This window comes from Cryobacterium sp. MLB-32, from assembly GCF_000738085.1.
GTDB lineage: Bacteria > Actinomycetota > Actinomycetes > Actinomycetales > Microbacteriaceae > Cryobacterium.
Genome location: NZ_JPRS01000032.1, coordinates 1 through 20,231, shown reverse-complemented (window position 1 = coordinate 20,231; position 20,231 = coordinate 1). Strand labels below are relative to the sequence as shown.

The window sequence follows — 20,231 nt, the reverse complement described above, 5'->3', positions numbered from 1 at the left end:
AACCCCGAATCAGTCGCACGCATGCGTGCTCAGAACCGCTTCAAGACGGGACTGGACATCGCCCAGTACACCGCGGACATCATGCGCAAGGACATGGCGGAGTACGACGCCGATTCCTCCGTTTACACCCAGTCGTTGGGCGTCTGGCACGGCTTCATCGGCCAGCAGAAGATGATCTCCATCAAGAAGCACCTGAAGACCACCAACAAGCGCTACCTGTACCTCTCCGGCTGGATGATCGCCGCGCTGCGCAGCGAGTTCGGCCCGCTCCCCGACCAGTCCATGCACGAGAAGACCGCGGTTCCCGCGCTCATCGCCGAGCTCTACACGTTCCTCCGTCAGGCCGACGCCCGCGAGTTGGACCTGTTGTTCACGGACCTCGACAACGCCCGTGCAGCCGGCGACGTCGCCAAGGCCGCCGCGATCCAGGACCAGGTCGACAACTACGAGACCCACGTCGTTCCGATCATCGCCGACATCGACGCTGGATTCGGAAACCCCGAGGCCACCTACCTGCTTGCGAAGAAGATGATCGAGGCCGGCGCCTGCGCCATCCAGATTGAAAACCAGGTCTCGGATGAGAAGCAGTGCGGCCACCAGGACGGCAAGGTCACCGTTCCCCACGAGGACTTCATCGCCAAGCTCAACGCCGTGCGTTACGCCTTCCTTGAGGTGGGCGTCGAGAACGGCATCATCGTCTCCCGCACCGACTCGCTCGGTGCCGGCCTGACGCAGAAGCTCGCCGTGACCTACCAGGCCGGCGATCTGGGAGACCAGTACAACTCCTTCCTTGACTGCGACGAGATCACCGAGGCTGAGCTCGGCAACGGCGACGTCATCATCAAGCGCGATGGCAAGCTGCTTCGCCCCAAGCGCCTGGCCAGCAACCTGTTCCAGTTCCGCCCGGGAACCGGCGAGGCTCGCTGCGTGCTCGACAGCATCACGTCGCTGCAGAACGGCGCCGACCTGCTCTGGATCGAGACCGAGAAGCCGCACATCGGCCAGATTGCCGGCATGATGAACGAGGTCCGCAAGGTGATCCCGAACGCCAAGCTGGTCTACAACAACAGCCCGTCGTTCAACTGGACGCTCAACTTCCGCCAGCAGACGTACGACGCGCTGCTCGCCGAGGGTAAGGACGTGTCGGCCTACGACCGTGCCAAGCTCATGAGCGTGAGCTACGACGAGACCGAGCTCGCCCAGATTGCCGACGAGAAGATCCGCACCTTCCAGCGCGATGCTTCTGCAGAGGCCGGCATCTTCCACCACCTCATCACACTGCCGACGTACCACACGGCGGCACTCTCGACCGACGACCTGGCCAAGGGCTACTTCGCCGACCAGGGCATGCTCGCCTACGTCAAGGGTGTGCAGCGTCGCGAGATCCGCGAGGGAATCGCCACGGTCAAGCACCAGAACATGTCGGGGTCCGACCTGGGTGACAACCACAAGGAGTACTTCGCCGGTGAAGCCGCGCTGAAGGCCGGCGGCACGAACAACACGATGAACCAGTTCGAAGAGCCGACTCTGGTCAGCCGCTAACTCGACGCTGCCTCACCGTCAGAAGGACGAAGCCCCAGTCACCTGACTGGGGCTTCGTCGTTGTGCCGGGCTTCGTCGTTGTGCCGGGCTGTGTTGTTGTGCCGGGCTGTGTTGTTGTGATTGGTCTTATCGTGTGACCGGTGCGAGGCCGTCAACGAAAAGCCGCACGTCGGCAAGATGGTCGGCGGTGAGGCCGACGCTGGCTTGGGGATGCACCAGAAGAGTCGGGTAGGGCTGGGCGGCCGCCCAGTCAACGGCATCGTGGCGCAGCAGGTCGTCGATCCACACGACGGCCGTGGGGGGCGCATCCTGCCGTGCCAGCCACCGACCGACCCAATGCAACTTCGGAGTCGGCGCAGGGGAGCGAACGTCCACGTGCATGTCTCGAGGGAAGGCGATCCCCTCCGTCTCTGCGGGCAGGCCCAGGTCTTTCGTGAGGTGGAACGTATGGGTGGGCGACCAGGTGGTCGCCCAGACGACGGATCCGAGCTCGGCGAGACCGCGCACGAGGTTTTCTCGGGCGGGATCCAGAGCCAGTCGCTGGTTGTCGAGGCGGGGGTTCAGCACGCCGTCCACGTCGAGCAGGATGAGTATGGTGCGCTTGGTCATGATCTAAGACTAGGCGCGGGGCGTGGGGCGCCGTCGGTTGCACCCAGCTCGGGCGCGGGACAGTCAGGTCGAGGGGGACGCCACGACCGGGACCTGACCGGTTGCTGTCGTCACCGTCACCGTGTCGACACTGATCGACTCGGGCCCCTCGGCGCGAACGGCCGCGATCCCGCTAAGGATCAAGGCTCCACCGAGAAGCTGCAGTGCCGTGAGATTTTCGCCGAGCAATAACCACGCGAAGAGGGAAGCGAAGACGACCTCCAGTAGGGCGACGAAAGACGCGAGCCGTGACCCCAGCGTTGCGGCCGCCGTGATGCCGGCGGCGTAGGCGAGGGACGTGGCCACCACTGCCACGATGAGCAGAGGCACCCACCAGGGAAGGGCCGTACCGAAGAGGGGCACCTCGGTGAATGTCGCGGTGAACGGCAGCAGACCGGTGGAACCCAGAAGCCCCAGCATGAGTCCGCCGAGCACGAGGCCGGATGCCGCGAACGCGACAGGTGGCAGCCCGTCGCTTGGACGGGCCGCCATCACGAAAAAGACCGCGCAGCTGACCATCGCCAGGGCCGCGAACAGAAGGCCGATGGGGTCGACCGCACGCACCGACCCTGGCCCGATCACGAGCACCAGACCGACCACGGCCAGGGCGGAACCGATAAGAACCAGCGGCCGCGGCATCCGCTTGGTGGTCGCCCAGGCGACCGCAACGAGCAGGAGGGGGGCGAGAAGCTCGATGAGGAGGGCGGTGGACACCGGGATGGTCTGGATAGCCGCAAAGTAGGTGAGCTGAGTTGCGGCGACACCCACGGCTGCCATCACGAGAACACGGCGCCGTGCGCGCCACAGGGCCGCCCATCGCCCGCGGAGGGAAACGAGAGCGAACGGCACCAGCACCAGCGCGCCGATGAGCGCTCGCGCCGTGACCGCGGCCGTGGGAGACCAGCCCGCCTCGAGGAGCGGCTTGATGAACGCACCCGACGTTCCAAATGACACCGCCGCGATGACGGCGAACACCAGGCCCCCGGACGTTGACATCACTCTCACGCTGGCTCCTCTGTTATGGTCTATTGTGGTTATAGGCAGTAACATTACGAGAGAAAGTGTGAGGAGTCAATATGCATTTTGCCCCTGACACCGAGGACGCCCTCGAGTTCGCCGTGGCTCTCGGTAATACCGACGCCGGCGCCTCCCGCAGCGGTGACGATGAGTTGGCCGGCCTGGACCACCTGCGGGCGCTCGTGGCGCGGTACCCCTTCTCTGGACGCATCAACGGTGACGACGAGGAGCTCCGCGACGTGCGGCAGACCCGTGACCTGGTGCGGCGCGTGTGGACCCTGGACCGCGACGACGCCGTGGCCGCGGTGAATCAGATGCTTCGGCAGGCGAAGGCGTTGCCGTACCTCGCGCGGCACGACGGATCCGACTGGCACCTGCACGCCACATCATCCGAGGCACCCCTCGGAGAGCGCATGCGTGTTGAGGCAGCCCTCGCGCTCACCGATGTCATCCGCATGAATGAAATGCGGCGACTGCGCATCTGCGAAGCGGATGCCTGCACCGGCCTCATCCTTGACCTTTCCCGCAATGGCTCGAAGCGCTACTGCAGCGCCCGATGCGGCAGCCGGATGAACATGATCGCCTTCCGCGAGCGGCAGGCGGGGGACGGCTAGCGCTCCCGCTTCCAGCGGTAAGTTTGCCTTCATGACACAATTCGTCCGGTTCCGGAGACGCGGCACCTTTTGGTCTGCCGCCGCCGTTCTGGCGCTCTGCCTCTGGGCGAGTGGTGCACCGAGCGTGCTGTACCCGGTCTATGCGGCCGCGTGGAACCTGCCGCCCGTCGTGACCACCTCGGTGTTCGGTGCCTACCCACTCGCGCTGCTGGTTGTTCTGCTGGTCTTCGGTGGGCTGTCCGACGCGATCGGGCGACGACGCGCCATGCTGCTCGGGGTGGCCCTCATCACGCTGTCGGCGGCCGTCTTCGCGGTAGCGCCGAATGTGGGGTTCCTCTTCGCCGGGCGGATCCTGCAGGGGGTCGGCACAGGATTCGCGATCGGAGCGGCCAGCGCCGCCCTCGTGGAGAACAACGGCTCGCGCAATCCGCGTTTCGCAAGCTCAATGGCCACTGTCTCAACCTCGACGGGGCTGACCCTTGCCCTCTTCGCGTCGGGATTTCTCGTGCAGGTTGCGCCGCTGCCGCTCGTGCTCAGCTTCGCCCTTCTGGTCGTGCTGGGCCTGCTCGTGTTCGGTCTGGTCTGGCGCACTCCGCACGACGGCCCCGCGGAACGCGTTCGGGTGCGGCCGCAGGCTCCGCGCCTTCCCCGTGGCCTGATCCGGGTATTTATTCTGTCCACGGTATCTGTAGGCACGGCATATTCCATTGGTGCCATGTTTCTCTCCCTCGGCGCACAAATGGCCAGAGACCTCACGGGAACGACCAATCTGATTGTCGTCGGGGGGCTGCTGGCCGTGTCGTCGCTCACCATCGGCGTGACAGCGCTGTTCCTCAGTCGGGTGCACGCGCACGTGTCCATCATGATCGGCGCCGTGGTGTCCCTCGCCGGTCTGGGACTCATGGCGGCCACGACCGTATCCGGTTCGGTCGGGCTCTTTCTGGTGTGGTGCGTCGTCGGCGGCATCGGCTACTCTTTCGCGTTCACGGGCGGGCTGACCCTGCTCAACCGCACCGCGCCCGAGCGCCATCGCGGGGGAACCCTCTCGCTGATGTACCTGTTCAGCTATCTGATGCAGGCAGCGACGGCCATCGGGGCCGGCGCGCTGGTGACGAGTCTCGGGCTGGGCGCCGCCCTCGACATCGCGGTGCCCGTGCTCGGGATGCTCAGCGTGGCGGGACTTGTTCTCGCGACCGTGGATCTGGTGGCACGGCGTCGCTTTCGCCTGGCTGAGGCCAGCCCGGGGGCGAGCTGTGACCCGGTGAGCTGACTGCAGGCGGGCTTCGCCCAGCGAGCAGGCTTAGAGTCGAATGCAGTATTCGTGCTCGGCCATTCAGCCGGCAGCCGCTCTACCGGAAGGCCTCTCCATGATCACCACCCTGCCCAAGGTCGAACTGCACCTGCATATCGAGGGAACGCTCGAGCCCGAACTCATCATGGAGTTGGCCGAGCGCAACGGCATCCGCTTGCCCTATACCGATCTCGCTGACCTGCGCCGCCAGTACGAGTTCACCGACCTGCAGTCGTTTCTCAACCTCTATTATGCAAACCTCGACGTGCTGGTCACCGAGCAGGACTTCACCGATCTCACGCTCGCCTATCTGCGGCGCGCACAGGCGGCCGGGGTGCGGCACGCCGAGATCTTCATGGATCCGCAGGCACACACATCGCGGGGGATCGCCCTGGCGACCTGCGTCAACGGCGTGTCGAAGGGGCTGGCCCAGGGCGAGTCGGAGTTCGGCATCTCGACATCGCTCATCGTGGCGTTCATTCGTGACCGGCCGGCGGCCGAGGCCCTCGAGGTGCTCACCGAGCTGATCGCGCTCAAGGCGCCGATCGTCGGGATCGGCCTCGACTCGGCCGAGGTGGGGCATCCGCCGATCGATTTCGTCGAGGTCTTCGCGCTGGCACGCGAACACGGCCTCAAGTGCGTGGCGCACGCCGGCGAGGAGGGCCCGCCGGAATACGTCTGGCAGGCGCTGCAGCTGCTGAAGGTGTCACGGATCGACCACGGCATTCGCAGCCTGGAAGACGACGCGCTCGTGGACTATCTGGTGGAGAACAAGATCCCGCTCACCGTGTGCCCCTTCTCCAACGTGCGGCTGCGCGTTGTGGACCGGCTCGAAGATCACCCGCTGCCGTCGATGCTCGAACGCGGACTGCTCGTGACCATCAACTCCGACGACCCGGCCTACTTCGGCGGCTACCTCGACGACAACTTCCGCGGCCTGCAGCAGACGTTCGGGCTCGACGCTCCTGCGATGGCGGCTCTGTCACGCAACGCCGTGCAGGCCGCGTTCCTCACGGATGCCCAGCGCGCGCCGCTGCTCGAGGACATCTCGAGCTGGCTGGAGGCGCAGGTCTAGGACCACGCCCGATCGCGCCCGACCTGTGCGCCGCTGCGGCGCCCGGACGGGTCAGCCCAGTGCGCTCGCGCGTTCGGGAATCACGGCCACAACGTCGATCTCGACCAGAATGTCGAGCAGGTCCGATCCGACGGTCGTGCGCACGGGAAACGGGGCCGTGAAGAACTCGGCGTAGGCCTCGTTGTATTCGGCGAAGTCGGCCTTCAGGTTCTGCAGGTGCACGGTGACCTTGACGCAGTCATCGAGGGTGGCACCGGCCTCGGCGAGCACGGCGGAAAGATTGCGCAAGACCTGTCGGGTCTGGTCACCCACCGAGTCGGCCATGACGCCGGTTTCCGGGTGATGCGGTGCGAAGCCGGCACTGAAGAACTGCCCCTGCGACACCACCGCCTGACTGTAGGGGCCGATCGGACGGGGCGCTTTGGTGGAATCGATCACAGTTTTGGTCATGACAGTCCTTGTTCGTGTTCGTGTTCGTGTTCGGTCTCAGGCGCTGAGGAGCGGAGGCCGCCCGAAGGGGACGGCGTCCGCGTAGGCGGAGGCGGCGCGAAGCACCAGGGCGTCCGCATGACGCGGACCAACGATCTGCAGGCCGATCGGCAGGCCGGCGGAGGTGAGGCCGCAGGGCACGGTGGCCGCGGGCTGCTGGGTGAGGTTGAACGGGTACGTGAACGGCGTCCACTCCGCCCATCGGGTGAGTCCGGAGCCCTTGGGCACCTCGTGACCGATCTCGAAGGCGCCCATCGGGAGGGTGGGTGTCACGAGCAGGTCATACTTCTCATGGAACGCACCCATCGTGAGGCCGAGGTCGGCCCGTACCTGGGTGGCCGCCAAAAAGTCCATCGCACTGAAGCCCTGTCCGGCGCGAGCGACCTCGAGAAGCCCGGGGTCGAGATCGTCCCAGCGTTCGGGGTCGAAGGCTTGGATGACCTTGCCCGCGCCCGCGAACCAGAGCGTGTGATAAGCGTCAATCGGGTCGTTGAAACCGGGGTTGACCTCCTCGACGATGGCGCCGAGATCCGCGAGGACCTTGACCGCCGCATCCACGGATGCGGCCACTTCGGGATCGACGTCGGCGAATCCGAGATCGCGGCTGTAGCCGATGCGCAGGCCGGCGACGCCGGATGTGAGCCCGGCCTGGAAGGATGCCGTCGGCTGAGCCAGAGCGGACCAGTCGCGTGAGTCAAACCCGGTGAGCACGTCCATCATGAGGGCCGCGTCTTCTACCGTTCGCGTCATGGGGCCGATGTGCGCCAGCGTACCGAAAGGACTGGTGGGATAGAGGGGCACGGCGCCGTAGGTCGGTTTCAGGCCGACGATCCCCGAGAACGCCGCGGGGATGCGCACCGATCCACCACCGTCGGTCCCGACGGACAGCGCACCCATGCCGAGGGCCACGGCGGCAGCGGATCCTCCGCTGGACCCGCCGCTGGTCTTCGTGGGATCCCAGGGGTTGCCGGTGTTGCCGGTGAGCGGGTTGTCCGTGACACCCTTCCAGCCGAATTCGGGCGTGGTGGTCTTTCCGATGAGCACGGCGCCAGCCTCACGCAGCCGGGCCACGGAGGGTGCATCCTCCGTGGGGTCCTGTTCGTCGCTGATGAGGCGCGACCCGCGCATGGTGGGCCAGCCGCGGGTCAGAAGAAGGTCCTTGATGCTGGTCGGTACGCCATCCAGCGCCCCCTGGGGAGTGCCGGCCTGCCAGCGAGCTTCGGACTCGCGCGCCTGCCGCAGCGCCTCGGTTTCATCCACGAGGCAGAAGGCGTTGACGGCCCCGTCGAAGCGACCAATGCGCTCCAGGGCGGCCTGCGTCACCTCGACGGGAGACACCGTCTTAAGTCGGAAGGCAGCGAGCAGTTCGGTGGCGGTCATATCGGCAAGGTCGGTCATGGTCCTAGTTTGGGGGCGGAAGAAGAAGATTGTCAACAATCCACCTTGCCTCCAGCGCAGCACGGTTATATGGTGTCTATTGTTGACAATCTACTTATTTCACGACCTGAGGACGTTCCCATGACCACGCTGAGCCCACTGTTGAAGCAAGCCACGCCCGTGGTCGTCGAACGAGCGCTCGGCAGCTGGATCTACGGCACCGATGGAGCGTCCTACCTCGACTTCACCAGCGGAATCGGTGTCACCAGCACCGGTCACTGCCACCCCCGTGTGGTCGCTGCGGCCCGCGAGCAGACCGGGCTCATCATCCACGCGCAGTACACGACCGTGATGCACAAGCCCCTGCTGGAACTCACGGAGAAGCTCGGCGACGTGCTTCCCCCCGCCCTGGACAGCGTCTTCTACGCCACCTCCGGTTCCGAGGCCGTGGAGGCCTCGATCCGACTCGCGCGCATGGCAACCGGCCGCCCGAACATCATCGCCTTCCACGGCGGATTCCACGGCCGTACCGTGGCCGCTGCCTCCCTGACGACCGCCGGCACAAAGTTCCGGTCCGGGTTCAGCCCGCTTATGGGCGGCGTGCACATCGCGCCCTTTCCCTATGCATTTCGCTACGGCTGGGACATCGAGACCGCCGTCGACTTCGCTCTCAAGGAACTGGACTACCTGCTGCAGACCGTCACGTCACCGGCGGATACGGCCGGTTTCATCATCGAACCCGTGCTCGGGGACGGCGGGTACCTGCCCACGCCGCCACGCTTCCTCGAGGGACTGCGCGAGCGTGCCGACCGTCACGGGATTGCGCTCATCCTCGACGAAGTGCAGGCCGGATTCGGTCGCACGGGCAAGTTCTGGGGGCACCAGTTCAGCAGCATCACCCCCGACATCCTGATCACGGCCAAGGGCCTCGCCAGCGGTTTTCCGATCTCGGCCATCGCGGCGTCGAGCTCCATGATGAGCAAGGGCTGGGCCGGCTCGCAGGGCGGGACCTACGGCGGAAATGCCGTTGCGGCCGCCGCTGCCGTGGCGACGATCGCCGTGGTGCAGGACGAGAACCTCGTCGAAAACGCTCGACTCCGGGGCGACGAGCTGCGGGCGGGCCTTGACAGTCTGGCGCTGGATAACCCGCTGATCGGAAATGTGCGTGGCCTCGGCCTCATGCAGGGCATCGAATTCGTCACGGATGCCGGCGAGCCGAACGGCGCCCTGGCCGGCGCCGTGCAGCAGGCCGCGATCGGCGAAGATCTGCTCCTGCTGACCTGCGGGTCCGCCGGCAACGTCATTCGCATGATTCCCGCGCTGGTCGTGTCGGCTCAGGAGATTGAAACCGGGCTCGAGCGTTTCTCGGCCGCGCTGCGCGTCGCCCAGCGCGAACTCGTTTCTCAGGGCGCCTAAGCAGCCAGCGGAATATCGAAAGCCAAGGGAAGAAGGGTGGTGGCGACGATGGCGGACACAGCAGCAGGGGCGCTCGTCGCACTGCGCGCGCGCGGAATCGAGGTGGACACCACCTCGCGGCGACGATCCGAGTACGCCTATGACGCCTCGAACTACCGGATCGAACCTCTCGGCGTGATCTTTCCTCGCAACGCGGCCGAGGTGGCTCGTGTGCTGGAAACATGCCACACCTGTTCCGTTCCGGTGGTTCCTCGGGGTGGCGGAACCTCGATGGCCGGCGGGGCCGTCGGCCCCGGTATCGTGCTCGATTTCTCCCGGCACATGGCTGCGGTGTTGAACGTCGATGCGGATGCCCGGCAGGCCACGGCCGAGGCCGGTGTCGTGCTCAGCACGTTCCAGCGGGAGGTGGAGCGAGCCTCGGCCGGTGTGCTGACCTTCGCGCCTGACCCGTCCAGCAAATCGAGGGCCACCCTCGGCGGTTCAATCGCCAATGACGCCTGCGGCAACCACTCGGTGCGGGATGGGCGCACGTCGGACCACGTCATTTCCCTCGACGTGGTGACGGCGGAGGGGCTGCGCCTCACCGCCACGCGGTCGGGCCTCGAGGCCACCGTTGACGGCGATGAGCCGGCCCGGGCGAGGGCCCTGGAGCTGACCGAGGACCTGCGCAGCCTGGTCAGCGCCAGTCTGAGTGATTTTCGCCTGGAACTCGGTCGCATTCCGCGGCAGGTTTCCGGATTCCACCTTTCCCACCTGTTGCCGGAACACGGCTTCGACGTGGCTCGAGCCCTAGTGGGCAGTGAGGGAACCTGCGTCATCGTGGTGAGCGCGACCGTGCGGCTGGTGCCAACGCCGGGCGCCGCGCTGCTCCTGAGTCTGGGCTACGACGATGTCGTCGATGCGGCCACAGACATCATGACGATCCTGGAATTCGCTCCGGCTGCGGTTGAGGGGATCGACGAAGCGATCGTCGACACGATGCGCCACCGGCGCGGACCCGATTCCGTACTCGGTCTTCCGACCGGTCGGGCGTGGCTGTATGTCGACCTCGACGGCGACAACGTGGCCGAGGTGACAGCCACGGCGGAACGCCTGCTGGAACGCCTTCGCGAGAATGGCCGGCTGGTGGACGGGCGAGTGGTACCCGACCTCGAGGAGCGGGCCTCGCTGTGGCGGGTTCGGGAAGACGGTGCCGGACTCTCCGCGCGCCTGCACACCGGGGGGGAATCCTGGCCGGGATGGGAAGACTCCGCGGTCGCGCCCGAGAATCTGGCCGCCTACCTGGCGGAGTTCCGTGACCTTCTGGGCCGGTTCGACCTGCAGGGCGTTCTGTACGGGCATTTCGGCGCGGGGTGCATGCACGTGCGCATCACGTTCGACCTCCGAACGGATGCCGGACGGGCCGTGATGAACGCGTTCATGCGTGCCGCCGCAGTCCTGGTGGTCAAGCATGGAGGCTCCCTGTCCGGCGAGCACGGAGATGGTCGGGCACGCAGCGAACTGCTGCCGCTGATGTATTCGCCGGCCATGTTGGAGGCGTTCGCCCGGTTCAAGCGCTGCTGGGACCCGCGCGGAATTTTGAACCCCGGCGTTCTGGTGGAGCCCGACTCCTTTATGGACAATCTGGCCCTCAGTGGGATTCCGGAGCGGGAGTGGCGCACGAGCTTCGACCTCACGCCGGCCACATCCTCGCGGGCCGGTCACGGGCTCGACCCGTTCGTGCACGCGGTGCAGGCGTGCGTGGGCATCGGCCGCTGTCGTTCCGATGCCGGAGGAGTGATGTGCCCGAGCTTCCGCGCCACCGGAGACGAGAAGGACTCCACCCGCGGACGCTCGCGAGTGCTCCAGGACATGGTGCGCGGCGCGTCGAGTGTCGAAGAAGGCTGGCGCTCGGAAGACGTACGTGACGCCCTCGATCTCTGCCTGTCGTGCAAGGCCTGTTCCACGGACTGCCCTGTGGGCGTGGACATGGCCACCTATAAGTCGGAGTTCTTCTCGAATTTCTACCGGCGCCGGCTCAGGCCGATGTCGCACTACTCGCTCGGCTGGCTGCCGACCTGGCTCAAGCTGACCGTGCACGTGGCTCCCCTGCTGAACCTGGTGCTGTCCACGCCCCTGCGCCGCGTCGTCGCCGTGCTCGGGGGGCTGACCACCAAGCGTGCGCTGCCGAAATTCGCCAGCGCAGCCCAGCTGCGCCGCGAACTCGTGACGGCGGATGCCGCCCGGCCGGCCGGCACGTCGGACATCGTTCTCGTGATCGACAGCTTCACCAAGGGGTTTCGCCCCGAGGTGGCGGGCGCCGCCCAGCGCGTTCTCGGCAGTGCCGGCAAGACGGTGGAGTGCAACGCCGATGTCTGCTGCGGCCTGACGCTGATCTCCACGGGCCAGCTCGACAAGGCCAAGAAACTGTTGGCGCGTGCGGCGACCACGCTCGACGACGGTTCCGATGCGCCGATCGTCGTGATCGAACCCAGCTGCGCGGCGGCCTTCAAAAAGGACCTGCCCGAGCTCATCCATACGGATGCCGCCCGCCGAGTGTCGCGACGCATCCGCAGTTTTGCCGGCATGGTGACCGAGCTCACGCAGGACGGGTGGCAGCCGAACTGGCCGGAGGGCACCGTCCCCCCGGCGGTCACCGTGCAAACCCACTGCCACGAGTACTCCGTGTTCGGCGCGAAATCGCAAACGGCCGCCCTGCGTGCCGTCGGTGTGCAATCCGTGCGGGAGGCCACGGGGTGCTGCGGCGTCGCCGGCAACTTCGGCTTCGAACCCAGCCACTTCGACATCAGCATGCAGGTGGCGGAGCAGGCGCTGATTCCGGCACTTGCGCAGACGGATGCGGGCACCCCGGTCCTGGCCGACGGCTTCAGCTGTCAGATGCAGATCATGCAGCTGGATGCCCACCGAACCACCCTGCACCTCGCCGAGCTGCTCGACGGCTCCGCACCCCACGAATTCGACAACAGCAAAGGACGATCATGACCCTGACCGACATGACCATAGCGGCCCGACCCGTGCTCGCCGAACTGAGGACGCGCCTCTATCTCAATGACGAGTGGGTTGATGCCGAGGGCGGTAAGACATTTGCGGTGGAGAACCCGGCGACCGGCGAGATTCTCGCTCACGTCGCGGATGGATCCGTCGCCGACGCGGAACGGGCCATCAACGCCGCCGGTGCGGCGCAGTCCGACTGGGCGAAGACATCACCCCGCGCCCGCAGCGAGATCCTGCGCCGCGCGTACGACCTCATTATTGAGCGGACGGAGGAGCTCGCGGCCCTCATGACGGCCGAGATGGGCAAGCCCCTGGCCGAGGCCCGTGGCGAGGTGGCCTATGGCGCCGAGTTCTTCCGCTGGTTCTCGGAGGAAGCGGTACGCATCAGCGGTGATTACACGACCACCGGCGACGGCAAGAACCGCATCGTGGTGACGCGTGTTCCCGTGGGCCCGTGCGTGCTCGTCACGCCCTGGAATTTTCCCCTCGCGATGGGCACGCGCAAGATCGGACCCGCCATCGCGGCCGGGTGCACCATCGTCTTCAAGCCGGCGGCCCAAACGCCGCTCACCTCGCTGGCCCTGGTCGACATCCTGCACGAAGCCGGCCTGCCGAAGGGAGTGCTCAACGTCGTCACGACCACGCGGGCATCCGAGGTGGTGGGCAACTGGATGAGCAGCGGCATTGCGCGCAAGGTCAGCTTCACCGGGTCCACCGCGGTGGGCAAGATTCTGCTCACCCAGGCCGCCGAGAACGTGATGAGATCCTCGATGGAACTCGGCGGAAACGCGCCCTTCATCGTCTGTGCCGATGCGAACATCGACCGCGCCGTCGACGGCGCCATGATGGCCAAACTGCGCAATATGGGCGAAGCCTGCACGGCGGCCAACCGCTTCCTGGTGCACCGTTCGGTGGCCGCAGAATTCACCGAGAAGCTCGCCGCCCGCATGTCTGCCCTCACCGTGGGGGACGGCGCCGTTGCCGGTACCGACATCGGTCCCCTCGTGGATGAGGCCGGGCTCGACAAGGTGCAGGGATTCGTGGATGATGCGGTACAGAGAGGTGCGAGAATTGTGGTTGGCGGATTCCGGCCGGAGAGTTCCGGCTACTTCTACCAGCCCACCGTTCTCGCCGACGTCAGTCCTGATTCGGCGCTGATGAGTGCGGAAATATTCGGCCCGGTTGCCCCCATCGTTGTCTTCGATGACGAGCACGAGGCCGTCAGACTGGCCAACGACACGGAATGGGGACTGGTGGGATATGTCTTCACCCAGGACATCGACCGTGCGCTGCGCATGGGCGAAGACCTCGAAGTGGGCATGGTGGGAGTCAACACCGGCCTGGTCTCGAATCCGGCGGCCCCCTTCGGCGGAGTGAAGCAGTCCGGCCTGGGGCGCGAAGGCGGGCGCCTGGGCATCGATGAATACCTGGAATACAAATACCTGGCGATTCCGCGCTGAGTCGCGAAGCGAACTCGTCACTGAAGAAGTACAAGAAGAAGAGGACACAATGGCTGGTGAAGATGGCCTGTCGGCGCTGGAAGGGCGACCGACGTCGGTGCTGATCGCAGATCAGTTGCGCGAACGAATCATCGACGGGTCTTTTCACCCGGGCGAGCAGATCCGCGAGGCCAGTCTCGTGGAACGGCTGCAGGTCTCCCGGGGGCCGGTGCGGGAAGCCCTGCAGCGGCTCAGCCAGGAGGGGCTGCTGGTCAGCCATCGCAACCGCGGAGTGTTCGTTCTCGACCTGACGATCGATGACATCAGGGAGATCTACGCCGCGCGGGAAGCGATCGAGCTTGGCGCCGCGACCGAAATTTTGGCGGAGAAGCGCGGCGACCTCACGGCGATCGCCGAGACCCTCTCCCGCATCATCGAGGAGATGGTTCCGTTGGTGGCCGCCGGGGACTGGCGCCGACTCTCCGAGGTCGACCTGAGCTTCCACGTGGCCTTCGTGAAGAGCGCGGGAAACTCGAGGCTGTCGAGGATCTACTCCACGCTCGCCGCCGAGTCCCGTATCTGCATGGTCAACCTTGAGGTGTCGTACCCACGTCCGGCGGCGTTGACCGAGGAACACCAGCACCTGGTGGACCTGCTGGTGGCCGGCGACGACGAGAACCTGCACCGAGCCATCCGTCAGCACATGAGGTCGGCCATCACCGACCTGAGCGCGTCGATGCTGGCCGACAAGTCCCACCGCGGCTGAATCGATCACGGGGGTTGCGCCACCCGGGGTCACGTATGTAGTCTGATTGTCAACAATCGACAATAAAGGATGCGTGACCCATGGACATTTCCCTCAGTGAGTATGGCGAGCGTATTCGTGGGGTACGTGAGCGGATGTCCCAACAGGGGCTCTCGGCCTTGATGGTCTCCGACCCCTCCAACCTTTACTACCTGACCGGCTACAACGCCTGGTCCTTCTATACGGCCCAGGTACTCTTCGTGCCGGCAGCGGGCGACCTGGTGCTCTTCGCCCGCACGATGGATGCCCATGGCGCATTCCGCACGTCCTGGTTGCCCCAGGAGAACGTGTTCGGGTACCCCGACGAACTCGTGCACCGGGCCGGCGTGCATCCCTTCGACTGGGTCGGCGGCATGCTTCGGGAACTCGGTGTCGTCGCCTCTGCCGCGGGCGAACAGGTCGGACTTGAGCTCGACTCGCACTTCTTCTCGCCCAAGGCCTACCGCGCCCTGGTGGCCGCCCTCCCGGAATGGGACTTCGTCGACTCCGTCGAATTGGTGAACTGGGTGCGATCGGTGAAATCTCTCGCCGAGATAGACCTCATGCGCTCGGCCGCCCAGATCGCCACGGCCGCCATGACGACGGCCTTCGAATCCGTACGGGTGGGGTCCCGACAGTGCGACGTGGCTGCCGAAATCAGCCGTGCGCAGATTCGGGGCACCGCCGAATTCGGCGGCGATTATCCCGCCATCGTGCCGATGATGCCCACCGGCGCGGAAGCCGACACACCTCACCTCACCTGGACCGATGCCCCTTTTGAAGACGGCCAGGCCGTCATCGTGGAGCTTGCCGGCGCTTACCGTCGCTACCACGTGCCGCTCGCGCGCACCGTGATGCTGGGACGGCCGTCCCTCGAGCTGCAGCGGGTCGCCGGCGCCGTCGGGGAGGGAATCCAGGCGGTGCTGGAGATGGTGCGGCCGGGAGTCCAGGCGCGGGATCTCGCGACGACCTGGGAGCGGGTCCTGGCCATGCACGGGCTCGCCAAGCCGTCACGCATCGGCTACTCCATCGGAATCGGCTACCCGCCCGACTGGGGCGAGCGAACGGTCAGCCTGCGCGGGGAAGACGAAACCGTGTTGCGGGAGAATATGACATTCCACCTGATCGGTGGCATGTGGATGGACAACTACGGCTATGAACTGTCCGAACCGATGCGCGTCACCGCGACCGGAGTCGAGACCTTTACGAGCCTTCCGCGCCAGCTGATCACGACGGGAATCCTGTCATGAGCGTCATGAATCTTCCGTACGCGGCCCGGGCCGCGCGCCTCACCGGTTCGGTCATCGACTCCAGCACGTCCCTGCTCGCCGCGCAGACCCATGACATTGTGCGCTTCGCGATGGGGTCACCGTCGGACGAGGCCGTTCCGCTCGAGGTGCTTCGCGATATCGCCGCGTCCCAGCTCGACCACAGCAGCTTCACTTACGGCGCAACCGAGGGGGAACCCGCGCTCCTCGAGCAGCTCGTGAGCTATCTCGCGACGACGTCGGAGCCCACCTCGCTCGACCGGATCACCATTACGGCGGGCGGGATGCAGGGCCTTGACCTGGCCTGCAAGATCTTCGTCGACCCGGACGACCTGGTGATCATCGAAGGTCCGACATACACGAACGGGAGTGCGACGGCCGCAAGCTACGGTGCCGACCTGCTCGAGGCCCCCGTTGACGAGAACGGCCTGATCGTGGAGGCTCTGCCCGATCTCGTGCGGCGCACAGGCAAGACGCCGAAGGCGATCTATGTCATTCCGAATTTCCAGAATCCCTCCGGCACGACCCTGTCGGCGGCGCGGCGGGAACATCTGCTCGAGCTGGCGCACCAGTGGAACGCGGTCATCATCGACGACGATCCCTACGGACTGCTGCGTTTTGCCGGGGAAGACCTGCCCAGCTTCCAGAGCCTCAGCCCGGAAGATCCTCTGCTCTTTTCGGTGCGGACCTTCTCCAAGATCCTGTCGCCGGGCCTGCGTGTGGGCTGGGTCGACACCGACCCGTCGATTCGTCAGCTCGTCATCAATGCCAAGCAGTCCATGGACACCTGCACCAACGTTCCCGCGCAGCAGATGGTCGCGGAATTCATTCGGCGCGGCGGTCTGTCCGACCACCTGACGATGATCAGGAGCCAGTACCTGGAACGTAAGATCGCCATGACCGACAGCCTGCAGCGGCACCTCGGAGACCGGGTCAGGATGACCGATCCCGACGGGGGCTTCTTCCTCTGGGTGACTCTGCAGGGAGAAGATCGCCTCACGTCGACGTCTGCCCTCTTCGAAACGGCCTTGGCGGAGGGAGTCGCCTTCATTCCCGGGCCGGCCTTCTCCTCGACGGGCCGGTATGACGACTCCCTGCGGCTCTGCTTCGCGTCCACCTCGCCGGACCGGATTGAGGAGGGTGTGACACGTCTCACCCGTGCACTCGACCGTGCTCGGATGCTGCGATGACCTCGACCACAGACGGCGTCTCCGCCCTGGAGACCGATGTGCTCGGCCGCCTCGACCACGATGAACTCCTGCTGCTCACGGCCTCGCTCGTTGCCGCGGGCGGCGAGAACCCCGGGTCGACGGAGGAAGCAACCGTTGCGGTGCTGCGGGAAGCCTGCGAACGCTATGGCTTCGACGTCGAGGTGACGGAGGTCGCGCCCGGGCGACAGAACCTGGTCGCCACCCTCGGCGGTGGAACCGGCCAGGGGCTCATGTTCCTTGGGCACTCCGACGTCGTGCCCGCCGGTGAGGGCTGGACCAGCGATCCGTTCGAGCCCTACGCCCGGGATGGCCGGCTCTACGGCCGCGGAACCACCGACATGAAGGGTGGCTTGGCCGCCATCGTGCTCGCGATGGCCGCGATTCGGGCCTCCGGAATAAGGCTCGGCGGGCCCCTGCAGCTCGTCTGCACCGTTGACGAGGAAGATCGTGGCCTCGGAGTTCGCGCCTATGTGCCGACCGCTCGGCGGGGCGTCTTCGCGGCGTGCGTCGTGGCCGAGCCGACCGACCTGCAGACCGTGATCGCGTGTCGTGGCGACAGCTACCTCTCGCTCACCGTCGGCGGCCGGGCCGCTCACTCCGGGAGACCCGGCGACGGTCGAAATGCCATCGCCGCGGCAGCGCGCGTACTGGAAATCGTGCGTGCCGACCATGCCGCCCTGGGGGCGGTGCCGCACCCGTTGCTCGGCTCCGGAACGTGGAGCGTAGGTACGATTACGGGGGGCACGGGAACATCCGTCGTCGCGGCCGACTGCGCGGTGACGCTTGATCGACGGCTGATGCCCGAGGAAAACGCGCAACTGGTCGCCAACGAATTTCTGGAAAAGGTCCGTGGCGCCGGAATTGATGGAGAGGGGATTGTTGTGAGTCTGGTTGTCGACATGGAAATGCCCGGATTCACCACCGACCCGGCGCATCCGCTCGTCGTCGGTGCGGTGGACGCCGTGGCCGACGCCGGGGGCGGCCGACATACCGTTGGTGGGTGGAGTGCGGCCTGTGACGGGGGCTTCGTCGCTCGAGACGTGGGGATACCGTGCATCGTGCTCGGACCGGGCGGCTTGAACGACCAGGCGCACCAGCCCAACGAGTCGGTCAGCATCGACGAACTCGGCATCGCCGCCCGCGCGTACGTGCTGCTCGCCCTGCGGCTGGTGGGTCACCAGTGAGCGTCGCACGTCCGGTTCTCGTCGTGCTGTACAAGGACGACCTGCCCGACTGCATGCCCCTGATCGAGGCCGCGGCTGAGGTGCGCTATGTGCGCGCCGCGGAACTCGCCACGGCGATTCCGGGCGCGGACGCCTTGCTGCTGTGGGACTTCTTCTCTTCGGCCGTCGAAGACGTCTGGGCGCACGCGGACTCCCTCAGGTGGATCCACGTGGCCGCGGCCGGAGTCGACAAGCTCCTGTTCGACGGGCTGCGCCAGTCGGGCGTCGTGGTCACAAATTCCCGCGGCATCTTTGACCGGCCGATCGCGGAATTCGTGCTCGGCAGCATCCTCGCGATGGCCAAAGATCTGCCCGGGTCCCTGCGCCGCCAGAGGGAGGGCGTCTGGGAGCACCGGGAAACCGAGCGCATCGACAATGCCAAGGCGTTGATCGTGGGCACCGGATCCATCGGTCGGGAAACGGCGCGGTTGCTGCGCGCCGTGGGAATGCGGATCGAGGGCGTGGGACGAACGACCCGAACCGACGACGCCGACTTCGGAACGGTTCATGCCTCCACCGACCTTGAGGCCGTGGTGGGCGAGCACGACTATGTGGTGCTGATCGCTCCGTTGACCGACGCCACCCGCGGGCTCGTCGACGCGTCGGTCCTGGCCGCCATGAAGCCGAGTGCCCGGCTCATCAATGTGGGGCGGGGCGAACTCGTCAACGAGGGAGCCTCGCGGATGCGCTGAGCCAGGGCGTCATTGCCGGTGCAGCGCTCGACGTGTTCAGCACGGAGCCATTGCCCGCCACGAGCCCGCTGTGGCGGCTGGACACCGTGTTGATCTCGGCGCACCTCAGCGGAGACGCTGCCGGTTGGCTCGAGCGGTTGTCGGCCCTGTTTGCCGACAATTTCGGCCGTTACACCGCGGGAGCCGAGCTTCTCAACGTGGTGGACAAGGAGCTCGGCTTCGTACCCGGGGGATAGTTAGCGGAAGAGGGTGCCGAGCGAGTCGAGCGTCAGCGTGCGGTCAGCGATTCGCAGGCCTTCCCAGATGGTGACCTGGTTCGCGGTCAGCACGGTCTTGCCGAGGGCGGCCTCCAGCTCGTTGACGAACCGGAGGGAGTGCATGGCCGTGTCCGGGATCAGGATCGCCTGCGCGTCGGGGTGATCCGCCGCGCGAGCCATGTCGAGGATCTCCGGCATGCCGAGCAGGCCGACCTCCCCGGCCGTGGCGATGTCATTGCTCTGGAACGAGACCACGGTGATGCCGGCGTCGGCCAGGAATCGCTTGAAGTGCTGGGCGAGGTCGTCTGGATAACTCGCGGCGACGGCGACCGTGTCGATGGAGAGCGCGCGGCAAGCCTGGGCGAACGCGATAGACGTGGATGATGCAGGGACGCCGCTGGCGCGGCTGACCTCCGCCGCCTGGTCGTGCGCACCCTGCCAGCCATAGACGAAGCTTCCGGAGGTGCAGGCCCACATGATGGAATCGGGCGCCTCACCGGCCAGCTCCCGTGCACCGGCGAGCAGGTTGTCTGATCCGCCGACCGCCAACAGCTCGTCAACCAGGTGGGCGACGTCGCCGCCGGCCGTACGCACCAGCGGCAGGCGAATGGCGCCGGATGTGGACTGTTCCAGGAAAGGAAAGTCGTCGTCGGCGCCCACGCCCGGATACAGGAGTCCAACGCTGGGTACTGCGGTCTGAGTTGTCATGATTGCCCTTCGATCGGTAACGAACTATGCGTCATATTTGGAAGATTGTTGACAATCCTACAGGGAGTAGGTAGGTTTTTCGACAAGCACCACGGGGTTCACCGAAGAGCCACTAGGAGTAACCGCACGAGGTCCGACCCTGGGCCCTACGAGATCGGAACCACTCATGATTCGACACTATTCGCG

The 20,231-nt window shown here is 66.1% G+C and carries 17 protein-coding genes and 1 pseudogene; 13 read left to right on the top strand and 5 right to left on the bottom strand.

Features of this window, described 5'->3' with window-relative positions; genetic code table 11:
- Positions 1 to 1,542: isocitrate lyase (locus JF66_RS05575; protein ID WP_035876191.1), on the top strand; the 1,542-nt coding region annotated here is incomplete at its 5' end.
- A gap of 126 nt (positions 1,543 to 1,668) precedes the next feature.
- Here JF66_RS05575 and JF66_RS05570 read toward each other — a convergent pair.
- Together JF66_RS05570 and JF66_RS05565 are read right to left on the bottom strand one after the other, a co-directional pair.
- On the bottom strand, positions 1,669 to 2,151 hold the full coding sequence (locus JF66_RS05570) for an HAD domain-containing protein (protein WP_035876184.1): 483 nt from the start codon (positions 2,149 to 2,151) through the stop codon (positions 1,669 to 1,671).
- 63 nt (positions 2,152 to 2,214) lie between these two features.
- The gene (locus tag JF66_RS05565) at positions 2,215 to 3,186 is read right to left on the bottom strand and encodes an EamA family transporter (RefSeq protein ID WP_081882173.1); all 972 of its coding nucleotides are present in this window, start codon (positions 3,184 to 3,186) and stop codon (positions 2,215 to 2,217) included.
- Positions 3,187 to 3,266: 80 nt separating this feature from the next.
- Here JF66_RS05565 and JF66_RS05560 point away from each other — a divergent pair, with 80 nt between their 5' ends.
- From JF66_RS05560 to JF66_RS05550, 3 genes are all read left to right on the top strand, one after another.
- A complete protein-coding gene (locus JF66_RS05560; protein ID WP_081882172.1) occupies positions 3,267 to 3,821 on the top strand; it encodes a CGNR zinc finger domain-containing protein in 555 nt (184 codons plus the stop codon).
- Between the two features lie 31 nt (positions 3,822 to 3,852).
- Positions 3,853 to 5,091 (top strand): MFS transporter, encoded by a 1,239-nt coding sequence (locus JF66_RS05555; protein WP_051973160.1) that lies wholly within the window; start codon positions 3,853 to 3,855, stop codon positions 5,089 to 5,091.
- Between the two features lie 97 nt (positions 5,092 to 5,188).
- Positions 5,189 to 6,187 (top strand): adenosine deaminase, encoded by a 999-nt coding sequence (locus tag JF66_RS05550; RefSeq protein ID WP_035876183.1) that lies wholly within the window; start codon positions 5,189 to 5,191, stop codon positions 6,185 to 6,187.
- Between the two features lie 51 nt (positions 6,188 to 6,238).
- On the opposite strand, the gene JF66_RS05545 is transcribed toward JF66_RS05550, so the two are convergent.
- The gene (locus JF66_RS05545) at positions 6,239 to 6,637 is read right to left on the bottom strand and encodes a RidA family protein (protein WP_035876182.1); all 399 of its coding nucleotides are present in this window, start codon (positions 6,635 to 6,637) and stop codon (positions 6,239 to 6,241) included.
- Between the two features lie 36 nt (positions 6,638 to 6,673).
- On the bottom strand, positions 6,674 to 8,074 hold the full coding sequence (locus JF66_RS05540) for an amidase (protein ID WP_035876181.1): 1,401 nt from the start codon (positions 8,072 to 8,074) through the stop codon (positions 6,674 to 6,676).
- A gap of 120 nt (positions 8,075 to 8,194) precedes the next feature.
- On the opposite strand from JF66_RS05540, the gene JF66_RS05535 reads away from it, so the two are divergent.
- The 9 genes and pseudogenes from JF66_RS05535 (at position 8,195) to JF66_RS25235 (ending at position 19,316) form a co-directional block, all read left to right on the top strand.
- Entirely contained in the window at positions 8,195 to 9,469 is a 1,275-nt protein-coding gene (locus JF66_RS05535) for an aspartate aminotransferase family protein (RefSeq protein WP_035876180.1), read from the top strand.
- Between the two features lie 48 nt (positions 9,470 to 9,517).
- Positions 9,518 to 12,451, top strand: coding sequence for an FAD-binding and (Fe-S)-binding domain-containing protein (locus tag JF66_RS05530; protein WP_035876187.1), 2,934 nt, complete (start codon positions 9,518 to 9,520; stop codon positions 12,449 to 12,451).
- Positions 12,448 to 13,923, top strand: coding sequence for an NAD-dependent succinate-semialdehyde dehydrogenase (locus JF66_RS05525; RefSeq protein ID WP_231556303.1), 1,476 nt, complete (start codon positions 12,448 to 12,450; stop codon positions 13,921 to 13,923). The genes JF66_RS05530 and JF66_RS05525 overlap by 4 nt, the downstream gene beginning before the upstream one ends.
- A gap of 49 nt (positions 13,924 to 13,972) precedes the next feature.
- Positions 13,973 to 14,668, top strand: coding sequence for a GntR family transcriptional regulator (locus JF66_RS05520; protein WP_197059332.1), 696 nt, complete (start codon positions 13,973 to 13,975; stop codon positions 14,666 to 14,668).
- A gap of 80 nt (positions 14,669 to 14,748) precedes the next feature.
- Positions 14,749 to 15,936: a M24 family metallopeptidase gene (locus JF66_RS05515; protein WP_035876179.1), complete on the top strand. Its 1,188-nt coding sequence runs from the start codon at positions 14,749 to 14,751 to the stop codon at positions 15,934 to 15,936.
- Complete coding sequence (locus JF66_RS05510) at positions 15,933 to 17,144, top strand: PLP-dependent aminotransferase family protein (protein ID WP_035876178.1); 1,212 nt, start codon at positions 15,933 to 15,935, stop codon at positions 17,142 to 17,144. The genes JF66_RS05515 and JF66_RS05510 overlap by 4 nt, the downstream gene beginning before the upstream one ends.
- The gene (locus tag JF66_RS05505) at positions 17,141 to 18,349 is read left to right on the top strand and encodes a M20 family metallopeptidase (RefSeq protein ID WP_035876177.1); all 1,209 of its coding nucleotides are present in this window, start codon (positions 17,141 to 17,143) and stop codon (positions 18,347 to 18,349) included. The genes JF66_RS05510 and JF66_RS05505 overlap by 4 nt, the downstream gene beginning before the upstream one ends.
- A 53-nt stretch (positions 18,350 to 18,402) precedes the next feature.
- Positions 18,403 to 19,130: pseudogene (locus tag JF66_RS05500) on the top strand (D-2-hydroxyacid dehydrogenase); the annotation flags it as partial.
- A complete protein-coding gene (locus JF66_RS25235; protein WP_369797957.1) occupies positions 19,131 to 19,316 on the top strand; it encodes a hypothetical protein in 186 nt (61 codons plus the stop codon). It begins immediately after the preceding pseudogene.
- Here JF66_RS25235 and JF66_RS05495 read toward each other — a convergent pair whose 3' ends face one another.
- On the bottom strand, positions 19,317 to 20,045 hold the full coding sequence (locus JF66_RS05495) for a hypothetical protein (RefSeq protein ID WP_035876176.1): 729 nt from the start codon (positions 20,043 to 20,045) through the stop codon (positions 19,317 to 19,319).
- Between the last annotated feature and the right edge of the window lie 186 nt (positions 20,046 to 20,231).

Excerpts from the sequence above, each read along its gene's own strand:
- JF66_RS05530 (WP_035876187.1), top strand. The coding sequence starts at position 9,518 with ATGGCGGACACAGCAGCAGGGGCGCTCGTCGCACTGCGCGCGCGCGGA.
- JF66_RS05520 (WP_197059332.1), top strand. The coding sequence starts at position 13,973 with ATGGCTGGTGAAGATGGCCTGTCGGCGCTGGAAGGGCGACCGACGTCG.
- JF66_RS05535 (WP_035876180.1), top strand. The coding sequence starts at position 8,195 with ATGACCACGCTGAGCCCACTGTTGAAGCAAGCCACGCCCGTGGTCGTC.
- JF66_RS05565 (WP_081882173.1), bottom strand. The coding sequence starts at position 3,186 with ATGTCAACGTCCGGGGGCCTGGTGTTCGCCGTCATCGCGGCGGTGTCA.
- JF66_RS05515 (WP_035876179.1), top strand. The coding sequence starts at position 14,749 with ATGGACATTTCCCTCAGTGAGTATGGCGAGCGTATTCGTGGGGTACGT.
- JF66_RS05555 (WP_051973160.1), top strand. The coding sequence starts at position 3,853 with ATGACACAATTCGTCCGGTTCCGGAGACGCGGCACCTTTTGGTCTGCC.
- JF66_RS05505 (WP_035876177.1), top strand. The coding sequence starts at position 17,141 with ATGACCTCGACCACAGACGGCGTCTCCGCCCTGGAGACCGATGTGCTC.
- JF66_RS05560 (WP_081882172.1), top strand. The coding sequence starts at position 3,267 with ATGCATTTTGCCCCTGACACCGAGGACGCCCTCGAGTTCGCCGTGGCT.
- JF66_RS05510 (WP_035876178.1), top strand. The coding sequence starts at position 15,933 with ATGAGCGTCATGAATCTTCCGTACGCGGCCCGGGCCGCGCGCCTCACC.
- JF66_RS05525 (WP_231556303.1), top strand. The coding sequence starts at position 12,448 with ATGACCCTGACCGACATGACCATAGCGGCCCGACCCGTGCTCGCCGAA.
- JF66_RS05495 (WP_035876176.1), bottom strand. The coding sequence starts at position 20,045 with ATGACAACTCAGACCGCAGTACCCAGCGTTGGACTCCTGTATCCGGGC.
- JF66_RS05540 (WP_035876181.1), bottom strand. The coding sequence starts at position 8,074 with ATGACCGACCTTGCCGATATGACCGCCACCGAACTGCTCGCTGCCTTC.
- JF66_RS05550 (WP_035876183.1), top strand. The coding sequence starts at position 5,189 with ATGATCACCACCCTGCCCAAGGTCGAACTGCACCTGCATATCGAGGGA.
- JF66_RS05545 (WP_035876182.1), bottom strand. The coding sequence starts at position 6,637 with ATGACCAAAACTGTGATCGATTCCACCAAAGCGCCCCGTCCGATCGGC.
- JF66_RS05570 (WP_035876184.1), bottom strand. The coding sequence starts at position 2,151 with ATGACCAAGCGCACCATACTCATCCTGCTCGACGTGGACGGCGTGCTG.